The following is a 12148-nucleotide window of genomic DNA, read 5'->3' on the forward strand; positions in this document are numbered from 1 at the left end:
TTCCGGATCTTGTCGGGCCGCCTAGCGGGAGCGGAGCTCGGCCAGTACCGCGTCGGTGAACGGGGTCCAGGCCTCGGCGGCCCACGGGCCGAAGGGGCGGTCGGTCAGGGCCACGCACGCCGCGCGCGCGTCCGGGTCCACCCACAGGAAGGTGCCGGCCTGGCCGAAGTGGCCGAAGGTGCGGGGCGAGGAGGAAGTGCCCGTCCAGTGCGGGGACTTGTGGTCGCGGATCTCCAGGCCGAGGCCCCAGTCGTTGGGGGACTGGTGCCCGTAGCCCGGCAGGACGCCCTTGAGCCCGGGGTGGACGACGGACGTGGCCCCGGCGACCGTGCGGACGTCCAGCAGTCGCGGTGCCTGCAGCTCGGCGGCGAAGCGCAGCAGGTCGGAGACGGTGGAGACGCCGTCCTTGGCGGGCGAGCCCTCCAGCGTGGTCCGGGTCATGCCCAGCGGTTCGAAGACCGCCTGGTGCAGGTACTCCGCGAAGGGGATCCCGGTGGCCTTGGCGATGTGGTCGCCGAGCTCCTCGAAACCGGCGTTCGAATACAGCCGGCGCTGCCCGGGCGGGGCCGACACCCGGTGCTCGTCGAAGGCCAGGCCGCTGGTGTGCGCCAGCAGGTGACGGACCGTCGACCCCTCGGGGCCGGCCGGGTCGTCCAGCTCGATCGCCCCCTCCTCGTACGCGACGAGCGCGGCGTACGCGGCGAGCGGCTTGGTGACCGACGCCAGGGCGAACCGGTGGTCGACGGGCCCGTGGGAGCCGGCGATGCTCCCGTCGGCGCGCACGACGCCCGCCGCGGCGGTCGGTACCGGCCAGGTCTCGATGATCCGCAGGCTTTCCATGCCGTTCACGGCCTCCACGCTCTCCATGCCGCCGAGCCTACTTGCTTGGAGTGCACTCAAGGGTTTTAGCGTGGAGCCATGAGCCAGAGCCTGACGCAGACGCGGTACACGATCAGCGAGGTCGAGGCCCGGACCGGTCTGACCCAGCACACCCTGCGCTGGTACGAGCGGATCGGCCTGATGCCGCACGTGGACCGCTCCCACTCGGGACAGCGGCGCTTCACCGACAAGGACCTCGACTGGCTGGCGTTCGTCGGCAAGCTGCGGGCCACGGGGATGTCGGTGGCGGACATGGTCCGGTACGCCGAACTGGTCCGCGAGGGCGCCCACACGGTGGGGGAGCGCCGGGAGCTGCTGGAACGCACGCGCCGCGAGGTGCGCTCGCGGATCACGGAGCTCACGGACGCGCTCGCCGTACTGGACTACAAGATCGATATGTATGCCATGAAATCGGTACCGGGGAAGGCACAGCAATGACGGAGCACGGCACCACCCTCGAACAGGTCGAGCTCGGCAAGGGCGGCCCGCTGGTCGGCGTCCAGGGCCTCGGCTGCATGGGCATGAGCGAGTTCTACGGAGACACCGACGAGGCGGCGGCCCGGGAGACCCTGGAGGCGGCGCTGGCCGCGGGCGTCACCCTCTTCGACACCGCGGACGTCTACGGACGGGGACGCAACGAGGAGTTCCTGGCGCCCTTCGTGGCCGCCCACCGGGACGGGATCACCCTGGCGACCAAGTTCGCGATAGAGCGCACCGACGACCCGCAGTACCGGGGCATCCGCAACGACCGCGCCTACATCCGCACGTCCGTCGAGGCAAGCCTGCGCCGGCTCGGCGTGGACGTCATCGACCTGTACTACATGCACCGGCGCGACCCGGCCGTGCCCTTCGGCGAGTCCGTCGGCGCCATGGCGGAACTGGTACAGGAGGGCAAGGTCCGCCACCTGGGCCTCAGCGAGGTCACGGGAGCGGAACTGCGCGAGGCGCACGCCGTGCACCCGATCGCGGCGCTCCAGTCGGAGTGGTCGCTGTTCAGCCGGGACGTGGAGCGCAGCGCGGTGGGCGCGGCGGCCGAACTGGGCGTGGCGATCGCCGCCTACTCCCCGCTCGGCCGGGGCTTCCTCACCGGGTCCTTCGCGGACGCCTCCGCGGAGCTGTCGCAGAACGACTTCCGCCGCTACCAGCCGCGCTTCAACGGCGACAACGCCCGGGCCAATGCGGAGCTGCTGGTCCCGGTCCGGGAGATCGCCGCGCAGCGGGGTGCGACCCCGGCGCAGATCGCCCTGGCCTGGGTGCAGCAGCGGGCGAAGGTGCACGGGCTGACCGTGGTCCCGATCCCGGGCACCCGCAAGCCGGCACGGCTGCTCGAGAACACCGGGGCGACCCGGATCACCCTCACGCAGGCCGAGCTGGACCTGCTGGAGCCGATCGCCGCGCAGGTCGCCGGGGACCGGTACCCGGACATGAGCGCCACCTCGACGGCGCGGGAGGCCTGAGCCGCCGCGGCGCGCACCCGTCCGCCGCGGCGCTACAGCGACTCGGCGGCGAACCGGTCCCGCAGCGCCGCGTACTCCGCGTCCGTGAGCAGCCCCGCCGTGTGCAGCTCGCTCAGGTGCCGCAGCCGGTCGTCGCCGGAGCGGGCCCGCGGCACGGCGGCGACCGGGGTGCGGCTGCGCAGCGCGGCGAGGACGGCCGCGGCGAACGGCAGCGACTCGTGGACCGCCCCGTAGCCCGTGCCGAAGACCGCCGACGACAGGTCGTGGTCCGGGCGGGGGTCGCTCGCGGTGTCCCGCAGCACCAGCCGCAGGTGCCCGCCGGGGCCCTCGGGGGAGCACCACTCGACGCCGGTGAGGGCGGCCAGCGGATAGCGCTGGTCGCCCGCCTTCCACTTGGTGCCGGTGGCGCCCGTACGGGACCAGTGGAAGGTGATCGCCGAGCCGTCGAAGGACACCCGGGCGTCGTACGCCTTCAGGTGCACCGGCGGCTGCGGCACGTCGACGAGGAAGCGCTCGGACGGCTCGTCGGCATCCGGCCCGAGCCGGGACCGCAGCGCGTCGGCGAATGCGGCGGCCGCCGGCGCCCGGTCGCCCGGCACCACCAGCCGGTACGGGTCGCAGGCCTCCTTCAGCTGCCCGGCGGCGGCCTCGGTCAACGGATCCGCGCCCGGCCGCGGCAGGACACGCAGCACCACCGCGTCGCGCTTGCCGCCGGTCTCGGTCACGGACACGGCGGACACCGCTTCGAGGGGGATTCGACGCGAGCCCAGGGCGTGGAGCAGCCTCGGCGTTCTGATCCCCCGTGTGAAGCGGATGAGCACCGAGTCCGAGTCGAACTCCCAGACGGCATGATTTCCGGCCAGTACGTCACCCATGCGGCACATCGTAAAGGGCGGCGCCCCCGCGCGTCCCCCCGGTTGCGGGGCCCGTTTTCCGAGCCTCTACGCGCGTCAGTCCTGCTCTGTCCCGGAAATTCCGCGCCGACAGGCATCGTCCCCGGTCGCGCAGACAACGGAACCGAACGCACCGGTTCCGATGCGGGCGAAGTTGTCCATCGAGTCCGTCCCTGGCGCGAAATAGCCGGTGTGGCTCCTGGCCCGGGCCGAGGACAGCAGCCGCGCGCCGAACGCCGGGGACACCGGATCGGCGCCGTGGCCCAGCCCGCCGACCTCCAGGTGCGGAACGTCCGCGATCCAGTCGCCCTCGTCGCGGGTCGCCCAGACGCGCGCCGAGGTGCGCAGCCCGGCCACGTTCTCCGCACGCATCCCGGGGCTGCCCGCCACCACCACGTCGGTCACCCGGCGCGGGAGCTCGTGCGCGGCCACCCCGCAGACCACCGATCCGTAGCTGTGGCAGAACAGCGCCACGCTCGAATCCCCGGGCAGGGTCGTGGTGAGGTCCTTCAGCAGAACGGCGCCCTCGACGGCCATCCGGCCCGTGGCCGCGTCCATGCCGACCCCGGTGGGGGCGGTGTAGCCGGCCCAGGCGATGACCGCCGTCCGGCGGTCCGGCTCGGCCGTGCGCTGGGCCTCGTACAGGGACTCGGCCATACCGACGGGCGAGGTCAGCCGGCGCTGGGTGCGCTCGAAGGTCAACAGGTCGGTGTCGACACCGGGGACGATCACCGAGACCCGCTCGGCCCGGGCGAGGTCGCCGAAGACCTCGGCCACCCGGCCGTCGCCGGTCGGGTCGAAGACGAGGATCTGCCGGCCGGGCTCGGCGAGCGAGGCGAACCGGTGGGAGCGCCGGGTGGCCGTGGCCCGGTCGGCCGGGGTCAGCGCGACATCGCGGCTGCGGGCCTCGTCGACCCGGCGGGCCTGCTCCAGACCCTTCAGGTTGGCCCGGTAGCGCACGGCCGGGGGGACCCCGTCGAGATTGCCGACGACGAGCGGGTAGCCGTCGACCAGACGGGCCTGCTGGGCGCCGTCGAGGCCGGCGAAGAAACGGGCCACGGTGCGCGCGGGGGCGTTCGCGGGCGGTACCGGGCGGCCGTCGATGTGGGCCTTGGCCCAGGCGCCGAGGGCGGCCGTCCGCAGCGGAGTGCCCCCCTCCGGCCGGTGCACGGCCGTCCAGCCGGTGGTCGCCAGCATGATGAAGACCACCGCCAGCGCGAGCAGGACACGCAGGGCGGCAGGGCGCGGGTCGGCGCCGAGAGCGGTGGGATGGGCAAGGCCGGGCACGTTCACTGCGACCAGACTATGAGACGAATTGCGGCACGGGCGTGCCGGGTGACCGGACTCACGGCCGACCGTGGGACCCCGTGAGGCCCGCCCGGGGGACCCCCGGACGCACCGGCGGACCGGGCGCCGGAACCGGCCGGGCTACGCACGTTCGCGCCATGTCGAGGTCAGCGCGGGTCCGATCACATCGAGGTACGTCTCCGTCAGCCTCCGGATCGACTCCACGCTGGTGTCCTCGCCCTGCCCCCACAGCCGTCCCGTGACGCGCATCACGCCGCAGAACGCGGCCACCGCGACCCGCGGGCGCGGATCGGCGTCCGCGTCCAGGCCCTCCCGGGCGCCGATCAGCCGGGCGATCCGGTCCTCCAGGTCGGTGCAGCGCCGCAGGTGCACGGCGAGCAGGGCCGGAGTGGACTCGATCAGCCGGTAGCTGCGCATGTAGAGATCGACCGGGACCACCTCGGACAGCGTCACCTCGACGGTGTCCCACGCGGCGAGCGCCGCGCCCCGCATGGCCTCGAAGGGGCCCTCGGAGGCCGGCCGGGCGTGGAGTTCGGCGACGAACCGCGACTCGACCAGCTCCTGGAGGGCGAAGACGACCTCCTCCTTGTTGGCGAAGTAGCGGAAGAAGGTGCGCTGGGACACGCGTACGGCGTCGGTGATCTCGTCGACGGTGGTGCGCTCGTAGCCCTGGGAGAGGAACAGCATCAGGGAGGCGCGCAGCAGGGCGTTCCGGGTGCGCCGCTTCTTGCGCTCGCGCAGTCCGGCCACCGGCGCGGGCACCGGCGCGGCCGTCGCCGACCGCTCGTCGATCGCCACCGCGGGGCTCCTTCCTGACGCCGGGTGGGCGGTCAGCGTACCGGTGCGCGACGGGCCGCAGACGGCTCCGCACGGGGGTGTCGACGTGCCGTCCCACGTCCTCGGCGCGAGCCCGCGGCCGCTCGCGCATGACACGTTCGGGTCGGCCACCGGCCGGGGCGCAGCCGGGTCGGGGCGGCCGCGGCCCGCGGCGCGGCGGCTCCCGGAGGCGTCAACTCCGTACGCGCGACAGCCCCGCCGGACGGTTGCGGCAGGGCTGTCGCCTATCAGGGTGGATGCGGGCGGAGCCCCTTCCGCCCGCACGTCACCGCAGGTCAGCGTGGTGTCGGCGGAGCTTTCGGAAGCGGTCCGGGCGCCCGCCGTCCACAAGGAGTTGACCCGTCATGCGTACGTGTCGCATCACCCGTCGCATCACCCGTACCAGCACCACGACCACCCTGGCCGCGACCGTCCTGGCCCTGACCGCCCTCATCCCGAGTACGGCCGGCACGGCGCACGCCGCGGGCCCGCCGACACTCGGGGCCTGCGCGACCGGACAGCTGTGCCTGTGGGCGAAACCGGAGTTCAAGGGAGCCCGCCAGACGCACGAACTGAGCAACCTGGACATCAACAGCTGCACCGCGCTGCCGGCCGGGACCAGCGCCCAGTCGCTCAGCAACCGCACCGGGCGCCCGGTGACCACCTATCAGTCGGCCGAGTGCGCGGAGACGGGCGAGTTCCAGACCTACCCCGGCGACGGGGTCTGGCTGCCCCAGTCGCCCTACCAGGTGCGGGCGTTCAAGGTGTGGGAGAGGTAGCTTCCCGCTGCGCCGGGGCGTTCGGCGGGGCGGCCACGGCCGCGGCCGCGGCCGCATCGGGCACATCGGCCGCGCGAGCCGCATGAGCCTCACGAGCCGCATGAGCCGCATCGGTCACCGTGGCCGCCGTGCCGCCCAGCCGGGCGACCTCGCCGCGCAGCGCCCGCACCTCCGCCTGCAGTTCCCGGATGGCCGCCAGCTGGAGCATGTCCGCCCGGTCGTCGCGCTCGAAACGGGAGATGAACCACGCGGCGATGTTCGCCGTCACCACACCGAGCAGCGCGATCCCGGACAGCATCAGCCCGACGGCCAGCACCCGGCCCAGGCCGGTGGTGGGCGAGTGGTCCCCGTACCCGACCGTCGTCATCGTGGTGAAGGACCACCACACGGCGTCGCCCAGGTTCTTGATGTTCCCCTCGGGGGCGTCCCGCTCCACGCTGAGCACCGCCAGCGAGCCGAACATCAGCAGGCCCACGACGGCTCCCGCCACGTACGTCGTCAGCTGGATCTGCGGGGCCATCCGGGCCCGCCGGCCCACCAGCATCAAGGTGGCGACCAGCCGCAGCAGCCGCAGCGGCTGCACCAGCGGCAGCACCACCGCGGCCAGGTCCAGCCAGTGGGTCCGTACGAAGTGCTTGCGGTCCGCCGAGAGCACCAGCCGGACCAGGTAGTCGACGGCGAAGGCGCCCCACACCAGCCATTCCACATGGGTGCAGGCCCGGTGCACGTCCGCACTCGCGTCGGGGGCGACGATGGGCACGGCATAGGCCACGGCGAACGCCACGGCGAGCAGGAGCAGCGGGGTCTGGCTCCGCCGCTCCCACAGCAGCTGGCGGGAGGGTTCCTTCATGCCGAGCATCGTAAGGAACCCGCACACGACAGCGGGCCCCGGCCGAAGCCGGGACCCGCTCACCCGATGATCCGTACCGCCGCGCAGCGACTACGCGTCGCCGCCCGCCGCACCCGGGTCGGCCGCCGCCACGTCCAGCAGCTGGTACCGGTCGATCGCCTGCTTCAGCACCGAGCGGTCGATCTTCCCCGCCCTCGCCAGCTCGGTGAGCGTGGCCAGGGCCACCGACTGCGCGTCGATGTGGAAGAAGCGCCGTGCGGCGCCGCGGGTGTCCGCGAAGCCGAAGCCGTCCGCGCCCAGCGAGGTGTACGCGCCGGGCACCCACCGCGAGATCTGGTCCGGAACCGCGCGCATCCAGTCCGAGACCGCCACGAACGGCCCCTCCGCACCCGACAGCTTCCGCGTCACGTACGGGACGCGCTGCTCCTCCTCCGGGTGGAGCAGGTTGTGCTCCTCGACCTCGACCGCCTCGCGGCGCAGCTCGTTCCAGGAGGTCGCCGACCAGACGTCCGCCCGGACGCCCCAGTCGGCGGCCAGGATCCGCTGCGCCTCCAGCGCCCACGGCACGGCCACGCCCGAGGCCATGATCTGCGCCCCGATCGTGCCCTCGGTGCCCTGCGACACCCGGTGGATCCCCTTGAGGATGCCGTCCACGTCGACGTCCGCCGGCTCGGCCGGGTGCTGGATCGGCTCGTTGTAGACGGTCAGGTAGTAGAAGACGTCCTCGGCCTCCGGGCCGTACATCCGCCGCAGACCGTCCTTGACGATGTGCGCGATCTCGTAGCCGTAGGCCGGGTCGTACGCCACGCAGCCCGGGTTCGTCGAGGCCAGCAGCTGGGAGTGACCGTCGGCGTGCTGGAGCCCCTCACCCGTGAGGGTGGTCCGGCCGGCGGTCGCGCCGAGCACGAAACCGCGCGCGAGCTGGTCGGCCATCTGCCAGAACTGGTCACCCGTGCGCTGGAACCCGAACATCGAGTAGAAGACGTAGACGGGGATCAGCGGCTCGCCGTGCGTCGCGTACGCCGAACCCGCGGCGATCAGCGAGGCCGTGCAGCCCGCCTCCGAGATGCCGTCGTGCAGCATCTGGCCGGTCGGGGACTCCTTGTACGCGAGCAGCAGGTCGCGGTCGACCGCCTCGTACTGCTGGCCCAGCGGGTTGTAGATCTTGGCGCTCGGGAAGAAGGCGTCCATACCGAAGGTGCGGTACTCGTCGGGCGCGATCAGCACGAAGCGCTTGCCGATCTCCTTGTCCCGCATCAGGTCCTTCAGGATGCGGACGAAGGCCATGGTCGTGGCGATCGACTGCTGCCCCGAGCCCTTCTTGGCCGCCGCGTACGTCGTGTCGTCCGGCAGCTGCAGCGGCTTGGCGCGCACCACGCGGGTCGGCACGTACCCGCCCAGCGCGCTGCGCTGGTCGTGCATGTACTGGATCTCGGGGGAGTTCGGGCCCGGGTGGTAGTACGGCGGGGCCCCGCCCTCCAGCTGCGCGTCCGTGATCGGGATGTGCAGGCGGTCGCGGAAGCGCTTGAGGTCGTCGACCGTCAGCTTCTTCATCTGGTGCGTCGCGTTGCGGCCCTCGAAGTTCGGGCCGAGCGTCCAGCCCTTGACCGTCTGGGCCAGGATCACCGTCGGCTGGCCCTTGTGGGCCTTGGCCGCCGCGTAGGCCGCGTAGACCTTCTTGTGGTCGTGGCCGCCGCGGCCCAGGTGCTGGATCTGCTGGTCGGACATGTTCTCGACCATGGCGCGCAGCCGCTGGTCACCGCCGAAGAAGTGCTCGCGGATGTACGCGCCGGACTCGGTGGCGTACGTCTGGAACTGCCCGTCGGGGGTGGAGTTCATCTTGTTGACGAGGATGCCGTCGCGGTCCTGGGCCAGCAGCGGGTCCCAGGAGCGGTCCCAGATCAGCTTGATGACGTTCCAGCCGGCACCGCGGAAGATCGACTCCAGCTCCTGGATGATCTTGCCGTTGCCGCGCACCGGGCCGTCGAGGCGCTGCAGGTTGCAGTTGACGACGAAGGTCAGGTTGTCCAGGCCCTCGCGCGCGGCGATCGACAGCTGGCCGAGCGACTCCGGCTCGTCCATCTCGCCGTCGCCGAGATACGCCCAAACGTGGGACTTGGAGGTGTCCGCGATACCGCGCGCCTCCATGTACCGGTTCATCCGCGCCTGGTAGATCGCACCGAGCGGACCGAGGCCCATCGAGACGGTCGGGAACTCCCAGAAGTCCGGCATCAGCCGGGGGTGCGGGTAGCTCGAAAGGCCGTAGGGGGCCTTCGACTTCTCCTGGCGGAACGAGTCGAGCTGCTGCTCGGAGAGCCGGTCCAGCAGGTAGGCGCGGGCGTAGATACCGGGGGAGGCGTGGCCCTGGAAGAAGATCTGGTCGCCGCCGTCGCCCTCGTCCTTGCCCCGGAAGAAGTGGTTGAAGCCCACGTCGTAGAGGGAGGCGGAGGAGGCGAACGTGGCGATGTGGCCGCCGACGCCGATGCCGGGCCGCTGGGCGCGCGAGACCATGACGGCCGCGTTCCAGCGGGTGGCATTGAGGACCTTGCGCTCGATCTCCTCGTTGCCGGGGAAGAACGGCTCGTCCCGGGTGGCGATCGTGTTGACGTAGTCCGTGCTGCGCATCTCGGGCACGGCCACGCGCTTCTCGCGGGCCCGCTCGATCAGCCGCAGCATCAGGTAGCGGGCGCGTTCACGGCCCCGCTCGTCGACCGCGGCGTCGAGGGAGTCGAGCCACTCCTGCGTCTCCTCCGGATCGAAGTCCGGGACCTGACTCGGCAGGCCGCCAATGATGATCGGATTGCGATCGGATGCGGAAGCCACGCTGTTCCTTCGCTGTCGGGGGGAGTCGTGCCTTGGGTTCGCCGCCTCCCATGCTCTTACGCTGGGCCGAAATCTTCATCTTTACCACCGGGTAATCCCTGGAAACCGCAGGGAACCCCGGTGGAACCCGGGAGGGGAGGATCGGCGGGGATCCTTCACGAGTCCGTCCGAACCGTCACCTTACGCCCAAAGCGGGCGCCGGCTTCGCAAGGCCGTTCGTCCCTCAAACAGGTAGGAAAGGCGTCAAGCGTCGACGATGATGCCGAATGAGCTGGAATGGTGTGGGATGAATCACGAGAGGTGCACACGGGAAGGCTGAAAGTTGCGGCGAGACGGCCGTAATCGTCACCGTTTCGACGGTCTCGGTGGCCGGGTACTTGCGCGATCCGCCGCGCCCGTGTGGACTACGCCCAATGCTGCGCGTACGCGCGCCGCCAGAAGACATTCACCGAACATGAGCAGGAGGCACCCCGTGAGCGCGACCGCGGACCACGCGGAGAGCCTGGCCGCCCGGCTGGGTTTCCAGTCCGAACAGGTGGTCCAGGAGATCGGCTACGACGACGACGTCGATCAGGAATTCCGTGACGCCGTCGAGAAGCTCGTCAGCGAGCTGGCCGACGAGGACTACGACGACGTCGCCGACGCGGTGCTGTTGTGGTTCCGCGACGAGGACGGCGATCTGACGGACGCCCTGGTCGATGCGACCGAGCTGGTCGAGGACGGCGCACTGATCCTGCTGCTGACCCCCAAGACGGGCCGTGACGGCTACGTCGAGGCCAGCGACATCAGCGAGGCGGCCGAGACGGCCGGCCTCTCGCTTGCCAAGGGCCTGCCCGTCGGCAAGGAGTGGACCTCCACCAAGCTGGTGACCCCGAAGGCCGCCAAGGCCAAGCGCTGAGCCGAACGCCCGCAGCCGAGCGGACACGCAACCACACCCCGCCGACCAGGTGACCCCGGTCGGCGGGGTGTGGCCGTTCCGTGCCCGTGCGGCGATCAGGACCTAGTCTGTGACTCACCCGAACAGCCCAACGCGGGGATGCGGGAACGAAGGGATGCGAGAGATGGCGATCGTGGTCGGCGACAAGGCGCCGGACTTCGAGCTCAAGGACAACCACGGCCGGACCGTGCGGCTCTCCGACTTCCGGGGCGAGAAGGCAGTGGTGCTGCTCTTCTACCCCTTCGCCTTCACCGGCGTCTGCACCGGCGAGCTGTGCGAGCTGCGCGACCGGCTCCCGCGCTTCCAGAACGACGACGTGCAGCTCCTCGCGGTCTCCAACGACTCCGTGCCCACCCTGCGCGTCTTCGGGGAGCAGGAGGGCCTGGAGTACCCGCTGCTGTCCGACTTCTGGCCGCACGGAGAGGCCTCCCGCGCCTACGGGGTCTTCGACGAGGACAAGGGATGCGCGGTCCGCGGCACCTTCATCATCGACAAGGACGGCATCGTGCGCTGGACTGTCGTCAACGGACTGCCCGACGCGCGTGACCTGAACGAGTACATCAAGGCACTCGACAGTCTCTGAGCGTGCCCGCGCGGGCCGTACACGCATTTTCCCTGCGAAAACCGCTTACAGGCGGGAACCCGTCACTAGGATCGAAACGTTGATCCGGTAGCTCCCCCGGTCACGACCGGGAGGGCCCCTGCACGACGGGGCACCGCCCCACACACAGAACCCAATGGAGGACCCGTGGGAGTCAGCCTCAGCAAGGGCGGCAACGTCTCGCTGACCAAGGCCGCGCCTAATCTGACGGCGGTCATCGTCGGTCTGGGCTGGGATGCTCGCACCACCACCGGTGTCGACTTCGACCTCGACGCCAGCGCGATCCTGACCAGCGACCAGGGCAAGGTCACCAGCGACGCGAACTTCGTCTTCTTCAACAACCTGAAGAGCCCCGACGGCTCGGTCGAGCACACCGGTGACAACACCACCGGTGAGGGCGAGGGCGACGACGAGGCGATCAAGGTCAACCTGGCCGGCGTCCCGGCCGACGTCGCGAAGATCGTCTTCCCGGTCTCGATCTACGAGGCCGAGAGCCGCCAGCAGAGCTTCGGCCAGGTCCGCAACGCGTACATCCGCGTCGTGAACCAGGCCGACAACACCGAGCTCGCGCGCTACGACCTCTCCGAGGACGCCTCGACCGAGACCGCCATGGTCTTCGGCGAGCTGTACCGCAACGGTGCGGAGTGGAAGTTCCGCGCCATCGGCCAGGGTTACGCATCGGGCCTGCGCGGCATCGCGCAGGACTTCGGCGTCAACGTCTGAGTCCGAGAGCAGTCCGTCCGTCCGGCGCCGTGCACTGTGTGTACGGCGCCGGACCGGCTTTACCGGTGGACGCCACCGCAGG

Annotated in this window: 12 protein-coding genes; 6 read left to right on the forward strand and 6 right to left on the reverse strand. The window is 71.3% G+C overall.

Annotated features, from left to right (window positions below):
- Nucleotides 1-21 precede the first annotated feature (21 nt).
- Entirely contained in the window at nt 22-840 is an 819-nt protein-coding gene (locus tag B6R96_RS24115; protein ID WP_081525226.1) for a serine hydrolase domain-containing protein, read from the reverse strand.
- Nucleotides 841-918: 78 nt separating this feature from the next.
- Here B6R96_RS24115 and B6R96_RS24120 point away from each other — a divergent pair, with 78 nt between their 5' ends.
- Both B6R96_RS24120 and B6R96_RS24125 read left to right on the forward strand, forming a co-directional pair.
- The gene (locus B6R96_RS24120; RefSeq protein WP_051779737.1) at nt 919-1317 is read left to right on the forward strand and encodes a MerR family transcriptional regulator; all 399 of its coding nucleotides are present in this window, start codon (nt 919-921) and stop codon (nt 1315-1317) included.
- Nucleotides 1314-2336 (forward strand): aldo/keto reductase, encoded by a 1023-nt coding sequence (locus tag B6R96_RS24125; protein WP_053702964.1) that lies wholly within the window; start codon nt 1314-1316, stop codon nt 2334-2336. Before B6R96_RS24120 ends, B6R96_RS24125 begins: the two co-directional genes overlap by 4 nt.
- Before the next feature lie 32 nt (nt 2337-2368).
- On the opposite strand, the gene B6R96_RS24130 is transcribed toward B6R96_RS24125, so the two are convergent.
- The 3 genes from B6R96_RS24130 to B6R96_RS24140 form a co-directional block, all read right to left on the reverse strand.
- A complete protein-coding gene (locus B6R96_RS24130; protein WP_051779736.1) occupies nt 2369-3220 on the reverse strand; it encodes a DUF4429 domain-containing protein in 852 nt (283 codons plus the stop codon).
- A 66-nt stretch (nt 3221-3286) separates the two neighbouring features.
- Nucleotides 3287-4438: an alpha/beta hydrolase gene (locus tag B6R96_RS24135; protein ID WP_443070020.1), complete on the reverse strand. Its 1152-nt coding sequence runs from the start codon at nt 4436-4438 to the stop codon at nt 3287-3289.
- Nucleotides 4439-4657: 219 nt separating this feature from the next.
- Nucleotides 4658-5335, reverse strand: coding sequence for a TetR/AcrR family transcriptional regulator (locus tag B6R96_RS24140; protein ID WP_237291503.1), 678 nt, complete (start codon nt 5333-5335; stop codon nt 4658-4660).
- 383 nt (nt 5336-5718) lie between these two features.
- Here B6R96_RS24140 and B6R96_RS24145 point away from each other — a divergent pair, with 383 nt between their 5' ends.
- On the forward strand, nt 5719-6132 hold the full coding sequence (locus B6R96_RS24145) for a peptidase inhibitor family I36 protein (protein ID WP_081523609.1): 414 nt from the start codon (nt 5719-5721) through the stop codon (nt 6130-6132).
- Here B6R96_RS24145 and B6R96_RS24150 read toward each other — a convergent pair.
- Both B6R96_RS24150 and aceE read right to left on the reverse strand, forming a co-directional pair.
- Nucleotides 6113-6982, reverse strand: a complete 870-nt coding sequence (locus tag B6R96_RS24150) for a potassium channel family protein (RefSeq protein ID WP_081525229.1) — start codon at nt 6980-6982, stop codon at nt 6113-6115. The genes B6R96_RS24145 and B6R96_RS24150 overlap by 20 nt on opposite strands.
- Nucleotides 6983-7072: 90 nt before the next feature.
- Nucleotides 7073-9805, reverse strand: coding sequence for a pyruvate dehydrogenase (acetyl-transferring), homodimeric type (aceE, locus tag B6R96_RS24155; RefSeq protein WP_081523610.1), 2733 nt, complete (start codon nt 9803-9805; stop codon nt 7073-7075).
- Nucleotides 9806-10277: 472 nt separating this feature from the next.
- Here aceE and B6R96_RS24160 point away from each other — a divergent pair, with 472 nt between their 5' ends.
- The 3 genes from B6R96_RS24160 (at nt 10278) to B6R96_RS24170 (ending at nt 12066) form a co-directional block, all read left to right on the forward strand.
- A complete protein-coding gene (locus tag B6R96_RS24160; RefSeq protein WP_030009300.1) occupies nt 10278-10703 on the forward strand; it encodes a DUF3052 domain-containing protein in 426 nt (141 codons plus the stop codon).
- Nucleotides 10704-10866: 163 nt separating this feature from the next.
- Nucleotides 10867-11325 carry a peroxiredoxin gene (locus B6R96_RS24165; protein ID WP_030389475.1) on the forward strand — a complete coding sequence of 153 codons (459 nt, stop codon included), beginning with the start codon at nt 10867-10869 and terminating at the stop codon, nt 11323-11325.
- Nucleotides 11326-11490: 165 nt separating this feature from the next.
- Nucleotides 11491-12066, forward strand: coding sequence for a TerD family protein (locus B6R96_RS24170; RefSeq protein WP_030009302.1), 576 nt, complete (start codon nt 11491-11493; stop codon nt 12064-12066).
- The last annotated feature ends 82 nt before the right edge of the window (nt 12067-12148 follow it).

It is taken from the genome of Streptomyces sp. Sge12 (genome assembly GCF_002080455.1).
Lineage (GTDB): Bacteria > Actinomycetota > Actinomycetes > Streptomycetales > Streptomycetaceae > Streptomyces.

What these genes read in the sequence shown, in the direction of transcription:
- B6R96_RS24115 (WP_081525226.1), bottom strand. Translation starts at nt 840, where the DNA reads ATGGAAAGCCTGCGGATCATCGAGACCTGGCCGGTACCGACCGCCGCG.
- B6R96_RS24120 (WP_051779737.1), top strand. Translation starts at nt 919, where the DNA reads ATGAGCCAGAGCCTGACGCAGACGCGGTACACGATCAGCGAGGTCGAG.
- B6R96_RS24125 (WP_053702964.1), top strand. Translation starts at nt 1,314, where the DNA reads ATGACGGAGCACGGCACCACCCTCGAACAGGTCGAGCTCGGCAAGGGC.
- B6R96_RS24130 (WP_051779736.1), bottom strand. Translation starts at nt 3,220, where the DNA reads ATGTGCCGCATGGGTGACGTACTGGCCGGAAATCATGCCGTCTGGGAG.
- B6R96_RS24145 (WP_081523609.1), top strand. Translation starts at nt 5,719, where the DNA reads ATGCGTACGTGTCGCATCACCCGTCGCATCACCCGTACCAGCACCACG.
- B6R96_RS24150 (WP_081525229.1), bottom strand. Translation starts at nt 6,982, where the DNA reads ATGAAGGAACCCTCCCGCCAGCTGCTGTGGGAGCGGCGGAGCCAGACC.
- B6R96_RS24165 (WP_030389475.1), top strand. Translation starts at nt 10,867, where the DNA reads ATGGCGATCGTGGTCGGCGACAAGGCGCCGGACTTCGAGCTCAAGGAC.